The following is a 16,827-nucleotide window of genomic DNA, read 5'->3' as shown; positions in this document are numbered from 1 at the left end:
TTAGCCCCCGTCCCGGGGAAGCAGCGGTCCGAGCGGCCCGAGGTCCAGATTGAGGTCCTCGGGCCGCAGTCCGTAGCGGTCGCGCAGTTCCGCCATCCGCTCGTCGAGCAGCATCAGCGTGAGCCCGATCCGCTCCTCCTGCTCCTCGCTCAGGTCGCCCACGTCGAACCGGCGCAGCGCCTGGCGCTCCATGAGCTGGCGCAGCAGCTCCACCACCGTGAGCACGAGTTTGACCAGGTCACGCTCGACGGTGTCGGGTTCCAGGTCCAGCCGGTTGCGGCGCGGCCGCGGATTCTGCGCGGGCTGGTCGGACGACGTCACAGCAACTCCTCGAACGGGGAGGGAACCTGGGCGTTCACCGAGCTGATGAGCGCGTTGAGGTCGATACGGACGAGGTCGACGTCGGCGATGCGCAGCGTGATGTCCCCCGTGATCACGACACCGCCGGCGAGCAGCCGGTCGAGCAGGTCCACGAGGGCGACCTCACGGCGTTCCACTACGGTCACGGCTTCTCCCCCTCGGTCATGTGGCCTCCCCGGCGAACGAATAAGCCGCCCAGGGGCCGGTGAGTTCGACGCGCATTCCCGGAACCTCGCCCTTCGTGCGGTCCACCATTTCCACGAATTCCTCGGAATGCGCGCGCGATACGAGATAGGCGGCGTTCAGTACGTTCCGCCCGGTCGCTTTGGAAAGCGCGGGGTTCTGCGGGGGATGCAGCCGGGAATCCTCCGCGAAGGCGGAGAGCTTCTCGTGCAGCCGGTTGGCGAAGCTCTCCGCCTTCTGCCACATCTCCTCGTGCGACCTGGTCTGCATGCGCCGCTGCCGCAGATAGTCGCGGCCGGTGGCGGCCTTCTGCGCGGGCTGGGCGCTCTCCTGCGGTTCGGACTCGGCGTACACCTTCACGCCCCACTCGACGCGGCCCTCCAGCCGCTCGAGGGTGCGCCGGAAGTCCTCTTCACGGGCCTCGATCATCGTCCGTACGCCGCTGTCGTCGCGGAAGACGGTGCCGAGGCGCAGCGGCAGCGGGGTCGTGACGGTGGTGAGCGCGTCGATGACGCCCTGGTGGGCGCGGGCGGTCTCGGTGAGCCAGTCGAGGTCTTCCAGATGGGCGCGGAGCGGTTCCTCCGCGAAGTCCCGCTCCGGTACGTGGCTGACCACGGCGACGAGGCCGTGGTGGTTCAGCGCTCTGGGCGGATCGCCCGCCACCCCCGTCAGCTGGGACTGGAGCGGCGTGCCGAAGGGGCGGCAGACGGCGTAGACGTACCGCAGTCCGGTCACGGTGCCTCCTTCTCCTGCGCCCGGCTGGGCTCCAGTTCCTCCAGCCGGGCCAGCCTCTCGCGCAACTCGGCGTTCTCGCGGGTCAGTTCGTCACGGCGGGCCCGCGAGCTCAGTGCCGGATCGGTCTCCCACCAGTCGATGCCCATCTCCTTCGCCTTGTCCACGGAGGCGACGATCAAACGCAGCTTGATGGTGAGGAGTTCGATGTCGAGCAGGTTGATGCGGATGTCGCCCGCGATGACGATGCCCTTGTCGAGCACCCGTTCCAGGATGTCGGCGAGGTTGGCGCCGCTTCCCTGGCCGTAGGGTTCGGGCATCCTGCTGGGCGTCGTCATCGCCGGCTCCCGCCTTCGGCGTACTCGTCCTCGTACTCGCCGGCCTCGTCCTCCTCGTGCTCCCCTTCAGGCGCTTCCTCGGGCTCGTCCTCGGGCTCTCCCTCGGGCTCTTCCTCGTCGTACTCGGACTCGGCTTCGTCCTCGTACTCGCCCTCGGGCTCCTCCTCGCCTTCCTCTTCCGGCTCGTCCTCGGCGTACTCGTCCCGGGCCTCCTCGCCCTCGGGACGCTCCTCCTCGGACTCCTCCTCGGCGAGCGCCTCGTCGTGGCTGCGGACCACCTCGCCGTCGCGGATCTCTCCACGCCAGCCGTCCTCCGCCTCGCCCTTGATCGTGATGAAGCGGACGAAGTTCTTCAGGTCGAGCCGGGCGCGGCGGCCCTGGGCGCGCCAGAGGTTGCCGGTCTTCTCGAACAGGCCCGTGGGGTAGTACTCGATGACCAGCAGGACCCGGGTGAGGTTGTCGGCGAGGCGATGGAAGGAGACCACGCCCTTCGTCGTGCCCTTGGCGCCTTCCGACGTCCACGCGATGCGGTCGTCGGGCACCTGCTCCGTCGTCTTCGCCTTCCAGCTGCGGTTGGACCAGAAGACCTTCAGCTGCCAGTCCGACGTGGTGTCGTCGGCCTTGTTCGCGCTTTTGACACCTTTCGCGAACGTGCTGAAGTCCTGGTACCGGGTCCACTGGTCGTACGCCGTGCGCAGTGGTACCCCGACGTCGATGTGCTCGATGATGACGGTGGGCTTCTTGCCCGCCGAGCGCTTGCCCTTGTCGCCGCCCAGGTTCTTCAGGGCGCCCGTGACCTTGTCCTTGACGCGTGAGCCGCCGGTCTCCAGTGCGGCGCGCACCGGGCCCTTGCCCTCGGCGAGCTTGCGGCCGCCGTCGAGGGCGAGCTTGCTGAAGCCGGGGCTGTTGCCCTCGGCGATGTCGTTCAGTCTGTTGGTGGTCTCGCCGAGCTTGCGGCCCACGCCGGTCAGCATGCGGGTGGCCTGGGCGGTGACGTACTCCTGCAACTCGGCCTTCAGCCGGTCGGCGGCCTCGCTGTGGGCCACGTCGGTGAGCGGGTTCTTCTTCGCTCCGTTTGCGGCGGAGGTCGCTGATCCGAGCGTGTCGGTCATCCCTCACCGCCTCCCTTCGGCAGCCGGGCCCGGGAGCTGCCGCCCCTGTTCCCGGCGGAGGCCGCCTTTTTCGCGGCCGTCGTCTTCTTCGCCGCCGCCTTCCGGGCCGCCGTCTTCTTGGCGGGGGCCTTCTTGGCGGGGGCCTTCTTGGCGGGGGCCTTCTTCGCCGCCTTCCTCGCCGGCGCCTTCTTGGCCGGCTCCGGCTCCTCGTCCTCCTCCGGCCCGGAGTCCTTGGACTCCTCGGCGTCGGCGTCCTCGGGCTCCTCGGCGTCGGTGTCGCCCGCGCCGGGTGCCACGCCCGCCAACTGGTCGCGCACCTGGGCCGTACGGCCGTGCAGCCGGTCGGCCAAGGCGTCGAGCTGCCGCTCGACCATGGCACCGGAGGCCGCCTTGCCGACTCCGCGCAGGTCCTGCCGCAGCTGGTCCCCGATCTCCTTGAACTGCGGGTTGTTCTGCAGTTGCTGCTGGACCAGGTCCGCGACCATGCGCGGGCTCAGGTTCATCTTCTTCCCGGCCACCAGGCCGCCCACGGCCACTGCCATCTTGAGTTTCTTGGTCCGTCCCAGGAGGTATCCGGCCCCCACGGCGAGACCCAGTCCCACTCGGTTCATTGTGTTGTCCCGTTGCCCGTTCCCGCGCTCCCGCGCGAAGCGATCTCCAACCGGTCGAGGAGGTCGTCCTCGAGGCTGTCGAACTCCTCCTCCGTGATCTCACCGGCCTCCAACTGCTCCTCCAGCCGGGCCAGTTCGGCCCGGATGGTGGCGGGGTCGTAGTAGATCCGCTCGGCCTCCTGGAGCACCTGCCTGATGGCCCAGGCGCTGCCGCGCACCGGTGCGAACGGCAGCAGCAGCACCTCCGAGATCAGGCCCACGTCGTCACTCCGCTCCGGTGTCCGTGCCGCCCGTCACCGTGCCCGTCGGCTCGGTCTGGCCGGGCTCGACGAAGCTGTACGGCGGCAGCGGTCCGTTGACACGCACCTCCAGGTGCGGCAGTTCCTTACGGGCCTCTTCCACGGCCGCCAGGAAGTTCTCGGCGGACTCCCGGTCCACCAGGAACGACACGTTGGCCAGCCAGCCGGTGGACTCGGGGCCCACGCTCACGTCCTCGGCGGACGGTTCCAGGGCGCGCTGGATCGCGGCGGCGTCCTCGGTCTCCCGGCCCTTGACCGCGGCCGCGACCATCTCGCCGAGCCGGATCTTGTCGTCGTAACTGCCGCCACCGGCCTGCCGGTTGGCCTCCGCGAGACCGCGGATGTCCGGGTTCTCGGCCATCACCTGGTGCAGTACGGCCTCTTCGACGTGGTTGGCCTTGACGTTGTACTCGACCCGGCCGTCCAGGGCCCGCAGGCGCTCCTTGTAGTGCTCGGCACGCTCGGCGAGGACCGCGGTGATCGAGTTGTCGTCCGGGGCGACGCTGCCGAACCGCATGGGCAGCACGCAGCCGGCCGCGCCCGCCTCGCTCAGCACGTTCTGGTGGGCGAGCAGGTCCTTGCGCTTGGGCCGCAGCCCTTCGGGTGCCTCGCTGACGACGGCCGCCAGGTCGCCCTCGCGCAGGATGCGCACGGGGCGTGGCGGGTCGCCGACACCGCCCATGCCCTCGGGGAGCCCCGGGTGCGAGCTCGCCGCGATGCCGTAGACGTAGGTGCTCACTCCTGCTCCTCCTTCCGGCGGGCGGACGTGCTCTTACGGGCTCGCGGACGGGACTCGGTCTCCTGCTCGGAGCCTTCGGAACGCGCCTGCTTGAAGGCGTCGGAGATGGTTTCGGCGGCGCCGGACAGCGCCCCCTTCGACTTGCCGCGCGCGCCGGACTCCGTCATCTCCCCGACCAGGTCGGGCAGGCCCGGGTCCTTGCGCGGCCCGGCCTCCAGGTCGAGCCGGTTGCACGCCTCGGCGAAGCGCAGATAGGTGTCGACGCTGGCGACGACGACGCGAACGTCGATCTTGAGGATCTCGATACCGACCAGGGAGACTCGCACGAATGCGTCGATGACGAGCCCCCTGTCCAGAACAAGTTCAAGCACGTCGTAGAGACCGCTGCTGCCGCCTCCGCCTCCGGTCTGCTGTGCCGGTACGACTGTCATGCCGGATGTCCCTCCTTGTCTGTGGGTTCGGGTTCGGTCGGGCGGTCCTAGCGACCGCTCCTTCGCGAATCGGACCGCCCCCGCTCGTAGCGGCGGACGCGCCGATAACCCGTGAGCTGTCCCTGGCCGTCGAGCTCCACCTGATAGCTCGCCATCAGGCTCATCGTGTCGGGCACGCGCTCGAGTTCGAGGACCTCGACCTCCAGCGCCCAGCCCTGCTCGGTCTGCTCGAAGGACGACACGGACTCGGCGGTCATACCGGTGAGCTCCGCGAGCTGGCCGCGCGCTTGGCGCAGCACCTCCATGGGGCTCGGCCGGTCGCCGGCCGAATTACCAGTTGATTTGTGCGAATTCTGGGAGTTCTTCTGTGAACTCTGTGACTCTTGCGTGTTTTTTGTGTTCGACATGGCCACCTCCCCCTTCGTGTGGCCGCAAGCGTGTTCGCCAAACCTGTACGGGCGCATGCATCTGCCACGCGCCGGCGGCCACCGGGGTGGCGCTCAGCCGCGCAGGGCGTTCAGCCGCCGCCGGGCCGGCCCCAGCGCCCGGCCGCGGTTCAGCAGGCCTGACCAGGGGTTGGCGCGGGCCTGCTCCACGGCGTCGGCGATGGTCCAGCGGCGGGCGTGCAGCTCCGGGTCGTCCAACTGGTCCCACGTGATGGGGGTGGCCACGGGCGCGCCCGGCCGGGGCCGGACCGTGAACGGCGCGACGGCGGTCTGCGCGTAGGCGTTGCGCTGCACGTCGAGGTAGAGGCGCTCGCCTCGATCCTTCTTGCGGGCTGCGGTGGTGAGCCGGTCGGGATGGGCGTCGCCGAGGGTGTCGGCGACGCCCCGGGCGAAGGAGCGCACCTCGTCGAAGGCGTGCCGGCCGTTCAACGGCACGATCACGTGCAGGCCGCGCGATCCGGTGGTCATCAGCGCCGAGGGCAGTTCCAGCTCGTCCAGCAGCTCCCCCAGCAGCCGGGCGGCCTCCCGCACGGCGTCGAAGTCGTCCCCCGCCGGGTCGAGGTCGAAGACCAGCCGGTCGGGGTGGTCGACGCTGCCGGCACGCGAGAGCCAGCGGTGCAGGGTGATGCCGGCCTGGTCGGCCAGGTAGAGGAGGGTGGCGGTGTCGTCGCAGACGACGTGGCGGACGGTGCCGCCCTCCTTGGCCACCTCGACGCGGGTGATCCACTCCGGGTAGTGGTCCGGGGTGTTCTTCTGCATGAACGTGGGCCCGTCGAGCCCGTCCGGGCGCCGCTCCAGCATCAGGGGACGGCCGCGCAGGTGCGGCAGCATGAAGGGCGCGACGGCCCGGTGGTAGTCCACCAGGTCGCCCTTGGTGTACTCCTTCGCGTCGCCGCCGCCGGGGAAGAGCACCTTGTCCGGCCGGTGGACCTCCACCGTACGGCGGCCCGCCCGCACCCTGCGCGTGCCGTCGCCGCCGCTCACGGCACGACCGCCTCCTCCACCAGCAGCCGCCCGGCCGCCGCGATGGACTCGGCGTCGATGCCCGCGGCGTGCAGCTGCTCGTCCGGGGAGGCCGAGCCCGGCATGCTCCGCACGGCGAGCCGCACCAGGCGCGGTACGGGGCGTCCGTCGGCGAAGGCCTCCAGGACCGCGTCGCCGATGCCGCCCTCCGGGTGGTGGTCCTCCACGGTCACCAGGCAGCCGGTCTCCTCGGCGGCCCGGCGCAGGGCGGCCCGGTCGACGGGCTTCACCGAGTACAGGTCGATCACGCGCGCCTGGATGCCCTCCCCCTCCAGAGCATCGGCGGCGGCCAGCGCCTCGTGCACGGTGACGCCCGCCGCCACGAGGGTCAGCCGGTCGCGGTCGGAGGAGCGCAGCACCTTGCTCCCGCCGACCGGGAACTCCTCGTCCGGGTCGTAGATCACCGGGCTCTCGCCGCGCGAGGTGCGCAGGTAGCGGACGCCCTCCAGGCCGGCCATCGCGCCGACCAGCCGCGCGGTCTGGTTGGCGTCGCAGGGGGACAGCACGGTCGAGCCGTGCACCGCCCGCATCATCGCCAGGTCCTCCAGACCCATCTGGCTGGGCCCGTCCTGGCCGATGGCGACGCCCGCGTGCGAGCCGACGAGGTTGATGCCGGAGCCGCTGATGGACGCCATCCGGACGAAGTCGTAGGCCCGGGTCAGGAAGGCCGCGAAGGTGGCCGCGTACGGCACCCAGCCGCGGGCTGCGAGCCCGACCGCCGAGGCGACCAGCTGCTGCTCGGCGATGTAGCACTCGAAGTAGCGGTCGGGGTGTTCCTTGGCGAAGAACTCGGCGCGGGTGGAGTCGCCGACCTCGCCGTCCAGGGCGACGATGTCGCCGCGGCCGGTGCCGAGCGCGGCCAGCGCCTGCCCGAAGGCGTTGCGGGTGGCGACCTCCTCGCCCTTGTCCCACGTCGGCAGTTCGAAGTCCCCGGTGTGGACGGAGTGCAGCATGCGGGCGGCGGGCGGCTCCTGCACCCGGACGCGGATGTCGCGCCGGCCGCCGAGTTCGGAGATCGCCTCGTCGGCCTCGGGCAGCGGCTTGCCGTGCAGGCCTTCGCGGTCCTGGACGGCTTCGACGCCCTTGCCCTTGAGGGTGCGGGCCAGGATCGCGGTGGGCTGGCCCTTGGTGGACGCGGCCTCGCCGTAGGCGCGGTCGATGGCGTCCACGTCGTGCCCGTCGACCTCGATGGTGTGCCAGTCGAAGGCCTGGAAGCGGCGGGCGTAGGCGTCCAGGTCGTGGCCGTGCCGGGTCGGGCCGCGCTGGCCGAGCCGGTTGACGTCGACGATCACGGTGAGGTTGTCCAGGTGCTCGTACCCGGCGTGCTCGGCGGCCTCCCACACGGATCCCTCGGCCAGTTCGCTGTCGCCGCACAGCACCCAGGTGCGGTAGCCGGTGCGGTCGAGCCGCTTGCCCGCGAGCGCGATGCCGACGCCGACCGGCAGGCCCTGCCCGAGCGAGCCGGTGGCCGTCTCGACCCAGGGCAGACGCTGGGGTGTGGGGTGCCCTTCGAGGCGGCTGCCCAGCTTGCGGAAGGTGAGCAGTTCCTCGTCGTCGATGGCGCCGGCCGCCTTGTACGCGGAGTACAGCAGCGGGGAGGCGTGTCCCTTGGACAGGACGAAGCGGTCGTTGCCGGGGTGGGCGGGGCGGTCGAAGTCGTAGCGGAGGTGGCGCGCGAGCAGGACGGCCATCAGGTCGGCTGCGGACATGGATGACGTCGGATGCCCGGAGCCCGCGGCGGCGGCAGCGCGGACACTGTCCACGCGCAGCTGCTGTCCGAGGTCGGTGAGTTCACCGGTGTTCATGAGTCTCCTTTCGCGGAGTCGTCCGGGGCGTCGGATCGCTTGACGGGGCCGGGTGCGGCGTCGGGACCCGGGGGTGGCTGGTCGGCCGGGGACCGCGGAGTGGGCCCGGGCTGGTTCTTGGCGGGCTCGCCGCCGGGCTGGTTCTTGGCGGGCTCATCACTCGGCTGCCCCTTCGCGGGCTCGCCCCCGAGCGGTCCCTTGGCAGGCGCGTCGGAGGGCCAGGTCCTGGTCGGTTCAGCGCGGGGGCGGCCCTTGGCCAGCTCCTCCTCCGAGCGGCGCTGCGCGGGCCCGGATCCGGGCTGGTCCTGCGTCGCCCTGGATCCGGGGTGCCCCTTCGCGGGTTCTTCTCCGGCCCGGCCCTGCAAGGATCCGGCGCCGGTCCCCCCGTCGTGCGTGTCGGACGCGATCGCCGCCCCCGGCCCCGACCGGGCGCTCGCCTCCTGCCGCCGCTCCGGCCCGCCCGGCACCCGGGCCAGCTCCGGCGAGGACGTGTCCAGCGGCACGGACCAGGACCGCACGAGCCCCAACTGCACGGCCTGGCGCGGCAGTACCGCGTCCAGCAGCCAGTCGGCGGCGACCCGGACGCGGTTGCCGGGCATCGCGGCGAGGTGGTAGCCCCGCGTCACCGCACCCGCCGGCACCCCGGACAGGGGAACGCCCAGCGGGTTGGCGGCGGCCTTCGCACCGCCCAGGTCGACGACGAAGCCCAGGTCGCGATGGCGGTAGGGCTTGCGCGCCCCGCCGAGGCCGAGCGAGGCGGCGACGTTCTCCGCCGCGACCTTGCCGTGCCGCCAGGCGTGCTGCGCGGTCATCGGCGTGTAGCTCCCCGGTTTCTCCAGGTCCGGCACCGCGGCCACGTCACCGCAGGCGAACAGCTCGGGGCGACCCGGCACCTGCAGCTGCGGGTCGACGAGCAGCCGCCCCTTCTCCATCGGCAGCCCGAGGGACTCGACCAGCGGGTCGGGGCGCACGCCCACGCACCACACCAGCGTCCGGGTCTCGACGAACTCGCCGTCGGTCAGTACCACCCCGTCGGGCGTGGCCTCCTTCACGGAGGTGCCCATCCGCACGTCCACGCCCCGCTGCCGCAGCACCCGGTCGGCGGTGGCGGACAGCTTCTCGTCCATCTCGGGCAGCACCCGCGGCGCCACGTCCAGCAGCATCCAGCGCGGCCGCATGCCCTGCCGCAGCGGGTGCTTGCGGACCTGCGCGTCGGTGAACATTTGCCCGTGCGCGGCGACCTCGGTGCCGGTGTAGCCGGCGCCGACCACGACGAAGGTGCACCGGGCGGCGCAGCTCTTGGGATCGTCGGCGGCGGCCGCCAGCTCCACCTGCCGGGTCACGTGGTCGCGCAGGTACAGCGCCTCCGGCAGCCCCCGGAAGCCGTGCGCGTACTCGGCGACGCCGGGGATCGGCAGCAGCTTGTTGACGCTGCCGGCGGCGAGCACCAGCCGGTCGTAGGCGAGTGTGCCGCCGTCGCCCTCCGGGCCGGTGTAGTGCAGGGTCTGTCCGTCGAGGTCGATCCGGTCGGCCTCGCCCAGCACCAGCCGTACGTTCGGCAGCGTGTCGGAGAGGGAGACCGTGACCCGGCGCGGCTCCAGGACCCCGGCGGCGACCTGCGGCAGCAGGGGCAGATACAGGAAGTAGTCGGTCGGGTTCAGCAGGGTGATGTGCGCCCGGCCGCGGGTGATCCGGGACAGGGTGCGGGCCGTGCGGTACCCGGCGAAGCCGGCACCGACGATCACGATGCGGGGTCGACTCACGGTTCGCCTCCGGCGCTGTCGCGTACTCGGGAGCCTTCCGCGTCCCCCTGGCCAGGGCACCCAAACGTCTGCCGGGGTCCTCTCGCCGGAACGCCGCCGGTTTCCGGACCGGCGCCCGGGTACCCGGTGCGGGATATGGACCACCCACGTCGCGGAGGCACTCCCCCATGCCCGAATACGGCTATTTCCTCTCGTGCGAGCAGTACGGACCCGCCGAGTTGATCGAGCAGGCGCGGATGGCCGAACAGGCCGGATTCCAGGCGCTGTGGATCTCGGACCACTACCACCCGTGGAACGACGAGCAGGGCCAGAGCCCGTTCGTGTGGTCGGTGATCGGCGCGCTGTCGGAGGCGGTGTCCCTGCCGATAGAGACGGCGGTGACCTGCCCGACCGTGCGGATGCACCCGGCGGTGGTGGCGCAGGCCGCGGCGACCAGCGCGGTGATGACGGACAACCGCTTCCGGCTCGGCGTCGGCTCGGGTGAGGCGCTCAACGAGCACATCCTGGGCGACCACTGGCCCCCGGCCCACGTCCGTCTGGACATGCTGGAGGAGGCCATCCAGGTGATGCGCCGGCTGTTCACCGGCGAGGAGGTCAACCACCACGGCCCGCACTACACGGTGGAGAACGCCCGCCTCTACACGGTTCCGGACGAGCCGATCCCGATCGACATCTCCGGCTTCGGCCCGGCGGCCACGCAGCTCGCGTCCCGCGTCGGCGACGGCTACATCACCATCCAGCCGGACGAGACAATGGTGGAGCAGTACCGCAAGGGCGGAGGCGGCGGAAAGCTCGTCAGCGGCGGTACCAAGGTCTGCTACGACACCGACAAGGACGAGGCCGTGAAGACCGTCCACCGGCTCTGGGCGAACGAGCAGCTGCCCGGCGAGCTGGGCCAGGTGCTGCCCTCCCCGAAGCACTTCGAGCAGGCACAGCAGCTGGTCACCGAGGACATGGTGCGGGAGAACCGGGTCTGCGGCGACGACGTGGACGAGCACGTGGCGGAGCTGAAGCAGTTCGCCGACGCGGGCTTCGACCGGGTCTACGTCAACCAGATCGGTCCGGACCTGCGCGGCTTCTTCGACTTCTACCGCACGAAGGTGCTGCCGCAGCTCCAGCAGGCCGTCTGAGGGAAGGCCGGGCGAACGGTGCCGACGGACGCTTCCGAGGCGGACGGCACGCTCGACGCGACGCTCCCCCACTGCCCCAAGGGCCCACTGCCCTAATGGCGTGGGGGGCGCCCCAGAGCCGCCGGTATGTCGACGGTATGTCGACTGAGGTTGGGCCTACCGGCGGGCCTGCCCGGCCAGTTTGCGTGCGGCCAGGACTCCCGCCGCCCCCACGGTCAGGGCCGCGCCCATCCGCCGCCGGTTCCGTGAGACCCACTGCTGCGGGCTGTCCCGCACGGCCTCGTCGTCGAACCGCCCGTGCGCGCCGAAGTCGTGGCCCTGCGGTCCGTCCGCCGGTGCCCACAGGTTGGCCGGCCCGTCGTGCCGGTGCTCCTCCTGCTGCGCGTCGAAGTTCGTGCGCGCCAGATAGCGCTCCAGCAGCCCGGGGACGACGGCGTTGGCGATGAGCGTGGCGGTCGTGGAGGCGCCCACCCAGTATTCCCGGCGCCCGGCGTGCGAGGCCGCGTACACGATCGCGCGGGCCGCGACCTCCGGCTGGTACACGGGCGCGACCGGCCGGGCCCGGCCCCGCATGCGGTTCAGCACCCAGTCGAACTGCGGGGTGTTGACGCCCGGCAGCTGCACCATCGTCGTACGCACGCCACTGCGCGCGTGCAGCAGCTCGCAGCGCAGGGACTCGTTGAACCCCTGGATCGCGTGCTTGGCCCCGCAGTACGCCGACTGGAGCGGGATGCCCCGGTAGGCGAGCGCGGAGCCGACCTGCACGATCGTGCCGCGGTCGCGCGGCAGCATGTGACGCAGGGCTGCCTGCGTGCCGAACACATAGCCCAGGTAGGTCACTTCGGTCACGCGACGGAACTCGTCCGGACTGATCTCCGTGAAGGGCGCGAAGACTCCCGTGAAGGCGTTGTTGACCCAGACGTCGATGGGTCCGAACGTGTCGACCACCTGCTGGGCGGCGTCGTCGACGGCCTTGGCGTCGGAGACGTCCACGCCGATGACGAGGGCCTCGCCCCCGGCGTGCCGCACCTCGTCGGCCGCGGCGGCGAGCCCCTCACTGCCCCGGGCCAGCAGGGCGACCCGGTCGCCCCCGGCGGCGAAAGCCCGGGCCGTGGCCCGTCCCACGCCGCCGCTGGCTCCGGTCACCACGACGACGCGGCCGTGCGGTGTCGCGGTCGTGCTCACTTCGCATCACGCCCGTGACGAGGCACGTCCGGGTCCTCCGTCGGCCGCGGGGGCACCACGCCCGGCGCGGGCCCGCCGGCGACCGGTCCGGCGGCGGGCGGGGCCGGCGGCACGGGCGGCACACCGCCGGGCATCCCGGCGCCCCGGCCGGTGCTCTCGTGTCCCGGCGTCATGCCGGCCGCGTGCGCCGGGCCCGGCCCGGACGCGGACGGCCGGGCCATGCCACGCAGCACGTACGCCGCGACACCCAGGATCGCGGCGGTGATCAGCGCGGCGGCCCAGTCGGGCAGGCCGAGGGCGAGGGCCCGTCCCACGGCGAGCGCGAGGGCCGCGCCCGCGTAGAGGGCGAGGGCGCCGGACGCGGCGTAGAGCGCGGCCTTGCGGCGCTGCTTGCGCGTCTGCTCGCGCAGTTCGTCCCGGACGGTCTCGCGTGCCACCTGTGCCAGCTCGTCTACCAGATGCTTGTCCAGATGCTCCAGGTGATGCAGCGGCTTCATGCCCGGCCGGGTACCCTCGGCCCCTGACGCATAACTAGGCTCGTAGCCATGGAGATTCTGGGTGCCACACTGCGCGTCTGCGTCGACGACCTCGAGACCGCGATCCCCTTCTACGAGCGGCTGGCGGGCGGCAGAGCCCAGCGCTTCGAACGAGGCGGTGTCCAGGTGGCGGCGATCGGCTGTTTCCTGCTGATGAGCGGTCCGCCGGCCGAACTGGAGCTGCTGCGCAAGGTGGCCGCGACGATCGCCGTGACGGACGTCGAGGAGACCCACAAGGTGCTGACCGAGGTGGGCGCCCACATCATCGCGGGCCCCATCGCCTCACCGGCGGGCCGCAACCTGATCGCCCTGCATCCGGACGGGTCGGTCTACGAGTACGTGGACCGCCAGGCGTGATCCCGGCCGGGGCCCGGCTCAGCGCCGCCGCCCCGGCTCCCCGATCATCTCGACGGTGATCGCCCAGCGCTCGTGGTCGCGCCAGGCGCCGTCGACGAAGAGCATCTTCGGCGAGAAGCCCTCCAGGCGGAATCCGCAGCCGCGGGCCAGGGCGGTCGACGCGGCGTTCGTGGGCTGGACGTTGATCTCCAGCCGGTGCAGCCGCATGGGGCCGAACGCGTACCGCACGACGAGGTCCAGCCCTTCGCGCATCAGCCCGCGCCCGACGGCGTGCGCGAAGGCGCCGTAGCCCAGCGACCCGGACTGGAAGCCGCCCTCGACGATGTTGTTGATGTTGATGAACCCGGCGATGGACCCGTCGCCCTTCTCGCAGACCAGGAAGCCGGCCTTGGAGGGGTCCTCGATCAGCCGGGCCGCGTACGCGGTGTACGCCGATGCGCTGTCGGGCGGGAAGAGCCACGGCTGGTGCAGGTCCTTGCTCTCCCGGGCGCGAGCGGTGAACTCGGCACCGTCCTGGTAGGTGAAGTGGCGTATGCCCACCCGGGGGCCTTCGGCGAGGTAGCGGGATGCGTTGTGCGGCACCCCGCCACAGTAACCGCGCCGGCTGTGTCTCCTCAGGACCCGGCGACCGGTACGCGTCGTCGCTCGCCGCGATCACGAACCGCAGCCGGTGCCCGGTCTCGTACCGGCAGTCTGGGCACGGACCTCCACGGTGAGGGACGACGACAACCTGGGCCACCCGGATACCGACCAGTAGGCACAGGCCGGTAGTCCCCGTATGACACGTGTCAGGAGTGGTCAATCACCGTAACGACGGTTCCTTGACGGGATCTCAGTGGCGGCGTGCTCAGCTCAGGGCCGGCGCGTCGAACGTCAACGTGCCCGTGGCGGCGTCCAGTTCGGCCGTGGCCCCGAGGGGCATCGTCAGCGCGCCCTCGCAGTGCCCGAACCCGAACTCCTCCACGACCGGGACGCCGAGGCCGCCCAGCCGGTCGGCGAACACCGCGCGCAGCTCCTGGTACGGGCCGCACCCCGCCCAGGACCCGAGCACGATCCCGGCGACCCCGTCCAGCCAGCCGGTGCGCAGGAGTTGGGTCAGGTACCGGTCGATGCGGTACGGGCTCTCGCCCACGTCCTCGATCAGCAGCAGCCCGCCCCGGGCACCGGCGAGGGCGTGCGGGGTGCCGAGGTCGCTCGCGAGCAGGCTGAGGCAGCCGCCCAGCGTGACGCCCCGGGCCCGTCCGGGCACCAGCACGGTGCCGCCCGGGGGCACGGCGGTGACGGTGCGCACGGACTCGGGGTCGAAGAGGGTCGCCCGCAGATGTTCCTGCGCCCGGGCGTTCTTGACGAAGTCGACACCAGCCGCCGCCGGGCCGTACAGGGTGGCCAGTCCCAGGCGGGTGGCGAACGCCTGGTGCAGGACGGTGATGTCGCTGAACCCGGCGAACACCTTGGGGCCCGCCGCCCGCATCGCCTCCCAGTCGAGCAGGTCGGCCATGCGCTGCGCCCCGTACCCGCCCCGGGCGCACAGCACGGCGGCGACGGCCGGGTCGCACCACGCGTTCTGGAGGTCGGCGGCCCGCTGGGCGTCCGTGCCGGCCAGGTAGTCCAACTCCCGGTGTCGGTCGAGCACATGGGGCGCCACCACGGGATCGAGGTCCCAGCCGCGCAGAACGTCGAGCCCGGCCTGCAGCCGCTCCTCGGGCACGGGCCCGCTGGGCGCGACGACGGCCACACGGGCGCCGGGGGCGAGTCGGGGCGGTCGCGGCAGTTGTCTCACCTGGCGAGCTCCAGGGTCGGGATGCCGGGTGGATTCAGCCCGAACACCTGGGCATACAGGGACAGTTCGGCCTCCAGGGCACGCACCATGGTCTCCGCTCGCCGGAATCCGTGCCCCTCCCCCTCGAAGGCGAGGTAGGCGTGCGGCACCGGCCGGTCCCCGAGCCGGGCCAGGAACCGCTCGCACTGGACGGGCGGGCAGATCACGTCGTCCAGGCCCTGCAGCAGCAGGAACGGCACGGCCAGGCGGTCGGCGTGGGTGGCGGGCGAGCGCTCCGTGTAGCGCGCGGGCACATCGGAGAGCGGCCCGATCAGGCTCTCCAGGTAGTGCGACTCGAAGTCGTGGGTCTCCCCCGTGCCCCAGCCGGTGAGGTCCAGGATGGGGTACTTGATCGTGCCGCAGGCGAAGACGTCGGTCGTGGTGAGCGAGGCGGCCGCGGTCCAGCCGCCCGCGCTGCCGCCCCGTACGGCGAGCCGGTCGCGGTCGGCGGTGCCCTCGTCGGCGAGGGCCAGGGCGACGGCGGCGCAGTCCTCGACGTCCACCACGCCCCACTGCTCGCGCAGCCGCTCGCGGTACGCGCGGCCGTAGCCGGTGGAGCCGCCGTAGTCGACCTCGGCGACGCCGATGCCGCGCGAGGTGAAGTAGGCGATCTCCAGGTCGAGCACGAGCGGAGCGCGTCCGGTGGGTCCGCCGTGCGCCCAGACGACGTACGGCGGCAGCTCGTCGGCGGGGGCGACACAGCCGGGGTGGTGCGGCGGGTAGATGTGTGCGTGGATGTCGCGGCCGTCCGGGCCGGTGAAGGTGCGGATCTGCGGCTCGGGGTAGTAGGCGGGGTCCACGGCGTCGTCGTGCTCGGCGCCGATGACGCGGGCGTGGCCGATGGGGGTGCCCCCGCGCGAGTTCGTTCGAGCGTGGGGGAGGGCGTCCAGCTCGACGACCTCGTAGGCGCTGCGCGGGCTGGCCCCGACGGCGACGACCCTCCCCCACCCTCCGGGCGGGGGAACCCCCATCTCGCTGCGCTCGCCGTGCGCGGCGAGGGTGGCGTCGAACTCGGTCCAGGGCCCGGCCGCGTCGACGACCTCACCGGTCTCGGGGTCCAGGATGCCGAGGGCGGTGGCGCCCCGGCCGTGCACGACGGCGATCAGGCCGCTGTCGAGCGGCGCGAACCATCGCATGCCCAGTTTCCACAGCGCCCCGCCGAACTCCTCCTCGCGCGGGCACAGGGGCTCCCCGTCGAGGTAGAGGTTCCACCAGCCGCTGCGGTCGCTCGCGTACAGCAGGCGGCCGTCGTGGGTCCAGTCGGCCTGGGCGATGGACTCACCGGGCCCGCCGGCGACGGTCCGGGGGCCGTGCAGGGTGCCGTCGGGGCCGACGTCGGCGAGGAGCAGTTCGGTGCCGTCCCACGGCATGCGGGGATGGTCCCAGGCGAGCCAGACCGCCCGCCGCCCGTCGGGCGACAGCCGTGGCCCGGTCACGAACCGGTGCCGGTCGTCGGTGAGTTCGCGCACGGCGTCCCGGCCCCGGGCGGCGGAGCCGTCCAGCGGTACGGCGGCCAGGACACGGCGCACATCGGTGGGCCCGGCGCCGGTGAACTCCTCCAGCACACACCACACCTCGCCCCGCTCGGGCCGCAGTTGCGGCTCCGCCCAGCGCAGGCCCGCGCCCACGTCGGACACGGGCGTGAGCGGACGCGGCTCGCCGCCCGGCTCGTACCGGTACAGCCGCTGGTCGGCGAAGTTCACGAAGACCACCAGCGGGCGGCCGTCCTCCTGCGCGAGGGCCGCCCACGGGTGTCCGCCGTACTCGATGACCCGGCTGCGCACGTTCCACGGCGCGGGCAGCAGCGACTCCTCCCGGCCGTCGGCGTGCCGCCGCACCAGGGTGCGCCTTCCGCCCTCGGCGGGCCGCGGTTCGGTCCACCACACCTCGTCGCCGACGAACCCGACGTACTCCGGGTGCCCGTCGTGCGCGGCGGCCATCGCCGCGTCGATGGGCGA

The 16,827-nt window shown here is 72.3% G+C and carries 20 protein-coding genes; 2 read left to right on the top strand and 18 right to left on the bottom strand.

Features of this window, described 5'->3' with window-relative positions; translation table 11 throughout:
- From HDA41_RS33640 to HDA41_RS33580, 13 genes are all read right to left on the bottom strand, one after another.
- Entirely contained in the window at positions 1–321 is a 321-nt protein-coding gene (locus HDA41_RS33640; RefSeq protein ID WP_184990683.1) for a gas vesicle protein K, read from the bottom strand.
- Positions 318–506: a gas vesicle protein gene (locus HDA41_RS33635; protein ID WP_003994122.1), complete on the bottom strand. Its 189-nt coding sequence runs from the start codon at positions 504–506 to the stop codon at positions 318–320. The genes HDA41_RS33640 and HDA41_RS33635 overlap by 4 nt, the downstream gene beginning before the upstream one ends.
- A 16-nt stretch (positions 507–522) precedes the next feature.
- Positions 523–1,278: a GvpL/GvpF family gas vesicle protein gene (locus HDA41_RS33630; RefSeq protein ID WP_184990681.1), complete on the bottom strand. Its 756-nt coding sequence runs from the start codon at positions 1,276–1,278 to the stop codon at positions 523–525.
- Positions 1,275–1,613, bottom strand: coding sequence for a gas vesicle protein (locus tag HDA41_RS33625; RefSeq protein WP_184990679.1), 339 nt, complete (start codon positions 1,611–1,613; stop codon positions 1,275–1,277). The genes HDA41_RS33630 and HDA41_RS33625 overlap by 4 nt, the downstream gene beginning before the upstream one ends.
- Complete coding sequence (locus HDA41_RS33620; RefSeq protein WP_184990677.1) at positions 1,610–2,725, bottom strand: SRPBCC family protein; 1,116 nt, start codon at positions 2,723–2,725, stop codon at positions 1,610–1,612. Before HDA41_RS33620 ends, HDA41_RS33625 begins: the two co-directional genes overlap by 4 nt.
- Entirely contained in the window at positions 2,722–3,336 is a 615-nt protein-coding gene (locus tag HDA41_RS33615; protein WP_184990675.1) for a DNA primase, read from the bottom strand. The genes HDA41_RS33620 and HDA41_RS33615 overlap by 4 nt, the downstream gene beginning before the upstream one ends.
- Positions 3,333–3,596, bottom strand: coding sequence for a gas vesicle protein GvpG (locus tag HDA41_RS33610; protein ID WP_086851925.1), 264 nt, complete (start codon positions 3,594–3,596; stop codon positions 3,333–3,335). The genes HDA41_RS33615 and HDA41_RS33610 overlap by 4 nt, the downstream gene beginning before the upstream one ends.
- A 4-nt stretch (positions 3,597–3,600) precedes the next feature.
- Positions 3,601–4,374 carry a GvpL/GvpF family gas vesicle protein gene (locus HDA41_RS33605; protein ID WP_184990673.1) on the bottom strand — a complete coding sequence of 258 codons (774 nt, stop codon included), beginning with the start codon at positions 4,372–4,374 and terminating at the stop codon, positions 3,601–3,603.
- Positions 4,371–4,805, bottom strand: coding sequence for a gas vesicle structural protein GvpA (locus HDA41_RS33600; protein WP_010038714.1), 435 nt, complete (start codon positions 4,803–4,805; stop codon positions 4,371–4,373). The genes HDA41_RS33605 and HDA41_RS33600 overlap by 4 nt, the downstream gene beginning before the upstream one ends.
- A 47-nt stretch (positions 4,806–4,852) precedes the next feature.
- Positions 4,853–5,212: a gas vesicle protein GvpO gene (locus HDA41_RS33595; RefSeq protein ID WP_184990671.1), complete on the bottom strand. Its 360-nt coding sequence runs from the start codon at positions 5,210–5,212 to the stop codon at positions 4,853–4,855.
- 93 nt (positions 5,213–5,305) lie between these two features.
- Positions 5,306–6,235, bottom strand: coding sequence for a non-homologous end-joining DNA ligase (ligD, locus tag HDA41_RS33590; protein ID WP_184990669.1), 930 nt, complete (start codon positions 6,233–6,235; stop codon positions 5,306–5,308).
- Complete coding sequence (locus HDA41_RS33585; RefSeq protein ID WP_184990668.1) at positions 6,232–8,079, bottom strand: transketolase; 1,848 nt, start codon at positions 8,077–8,079, stop codon at positions 6,232–6,234. Before HDA41_RS33585 ends, ligD begins: the two co-directional genes overlap by 4 nt.
- Positions 8,076–9,842 (bottom strand): NAD(P)/FAD-dependent oxidoreductase, encoded by a 1,767-nt coding sequence (locus HDA41_RS33580; RefSeq protein WP_184990666.1) that lies wholly within the window; start codon positions 9,840–9,842, stop codon positions 8,076–8,078. The genes HDA41_RS33585 and HDA41_RS33580 overlap by 4 nt, the downstream gene beginning before the upstream one ends.
- A gap of 167 nt (positions 9,843–10,009) precedes the next feature.
- On the opposite strand from HDA41_RS33580, the gene HDA41_RS33575 reads away from it, so the two are divergent.
- On the top strand, positions 10,010–10,972 hold the full coding sequence (locus tag HDA41_RS33575; RefSeq protein ID WP_184990664.1) for an LLM class F420-dependent oxidoreductase: 963 nt from the start codon (positions 10,010–10,012) through the stop codon (positions 10,970–10,972).
- Between the two features lie 156 nt (positions 10,973–11,128).
- Here the strand turns inward: HDA41_RS33575 and HDA41_RS33570 are convergent, their stop codons facing one another.
- Together HDA41_RS33570 and HDA41_RS33565 are read right to left on the bottom strand one after the other, a co-directional pair.
- Positions 11,129–12,157 (bottom strand): SDR family oxidoreductase, encoded by a 1,029-nt coding sequence (locus HDA41_RS33570; RefSeq protein ID WP_230299777.1) that lies wholly within the window; start codon positions 12,155–12,157, stop codon positions 11,129–11,131.
- Complete coding sequence (locus tag HDA41_RS33565; RefSeq protein ID WP_184990662.1) at positions 12,154–12,654, bottom strand: phage holin family protein; 501 nt, start codon at positions 12,652–12,654, stop codon at positions 12,154–12,156. The genes HDA41_RS33570 and HDA41_RS33565 overlap by 4 nt, the downstream gene beginning before the upstream one ends.
- 48 nt (positions 12,655–12,702) lie before the next feature.
- Between HDA41_RS33565 and HDA41_RS33560 the strand changes: the two genes are divergently transcribed.
- Positions 12,703–13,050: a VOC family protein gene (locus HDA41_RS33560; RefSeq protein WP_184990660.1), complete on the top strand. Its 348-nt coding sequence runs from the start codon at positions 12,703–12,705 to the stop codon at positions 13,048–13,050.
- 18 nt (positions 13,051–13,068) lie between these two features.
- Here HDA41_RS33560 and HDA41_RS33555 read toward each other — a convergent pair whose 3' ends face one another.
- From HDA41_RS33555 to HDA41_RS33545, 3 genes are all read right to left on the bottom strand, one after another.
- On the bottom strand, positions 13,069–13,632 hold the full coding sequence (locus HDA41_RS33555; protein WP_184990658.1) for a GNAT family N-acetyltransferase: 564 nt from the start codon (positions 13,630–13,632) through the stop codon (positions 13,069–13,071).
- A 265-nt stretch (positions 13,633–13,897) separates the two neighbouring features.
- Positions 13,898–14,830, bottom strand: coding sequence for a S66 peptidase family protein (locus HDA41_RS33550; protein ID WP_184990656.1), 933 nt, complete (start codon positions 14,828–14,830; stop codon positions 13,898–13,900).
- The gene (locus HDA41_RS33545; RefSeq protein WP_184993961.1) at positions 14,827–16,809 is read right to left on the bottom strand and encodes a S9 family peptidase; all 1,983 of its coding nucleotides are present in this window, start codon (positions 16,807–16,809) and stop codon (positions 14,827–14,829) included. Before HDA41_RS33545 ends, HDA41_RS33550 begins: the two co-directional genes overlap by 4 nt.
- Positions 16,810–16,827 lie beyond the last annotated feature (18 nt).

Source organism: Streptomyces caelestis (genome assembly GCF_014205255.1).
GTDB classification, from domain to species: domain Bacteria; phylum Actinomycetota; class Actinomycetes; order Streptomycetales; family Streptomycetaceae; genus Streptomyces; species Streptomyces caelestis.
Note: the sequence above shows the minus strand (reverse complement) of the source record. Positions and strands in the feature narration are given on the sequence as shown.

Excerpts from the sequence above, each read along its gene's own strand:
- HDA41_RS33625 (WP_184990679.1), bottom strand. The coding sequence starts at position 1,613 with ATGACGACGCCCAGCAGGATGCCCGAACCCTACGGCCAGGGAAGCGGC.
- HDA41_RS33620 (WP_184990677.1), bottom strand. The coding sequence starts at position 2,725 with ATGACCGACACGCTCGGATCAGCGACCTCCGCCGCAAACGGAGCGAAG.
- HDA41_RS33615 (WP_184990675.1), bottom strand. The coding sequence starts at position 3,336 with ATGAACCGAGTGGGACTGGGTCTCGCCGTGGGGGCCGGATACCTCCTG.
- HDA41_RS33600 (WP_010038714.1), bottom strand. The coding sequence starts at position 4,805 with ATGACAGTCGTACCGGCACAGCAGACCGGAGGCGGAGGCGGCAGCAGC.
- HDA41_RS33595 (WP_184990671.1), bottom strand. The coding sequence starts at position 5,212 with ATGTCGAACACAAAAAACACGCAAGAGTCACAGAGTTCACAGAAGAAC.
- HDA41_RS33585 (WP_184990668.1), bottom strand. The coding sequence starts at position 8,079 with ATGAACACCGGTGAACTCACCGACCTCGGACAGCAGCTGCGCGTGGAC.
- HDA41_RS33575 (WP_184990664.1), top strand. The coding sequence starts at position 10,010 with ATGCCCGAATACGGCTATTTCCTCTCGTGCGAGCAGTACGGACCCGCC.
- HDA41_RS33565 (WP_184990662.1), bottom strand. The coding sequence starts at position 12,654 with ATGAAGCCGCTGCATCACCTGGAGCATCTGGACAAGCATCTGGTAGAC.
- HDA41_RS33560 (WP_184990660.1), top strand. The coding sequence starts at position 12,703 with ATGGAGATTCTGGGTGCCACACTGCGCGTCTGCGTCGACGACCTCGAG.
- HDA41_RS33545 (WP_184993961.1), bottom strand. The coding sequence starts at position 16,809 with ATGGCCGCCGCGCACGACGGGCACCCGGAGTACGTCGGGTTCGTCGGC.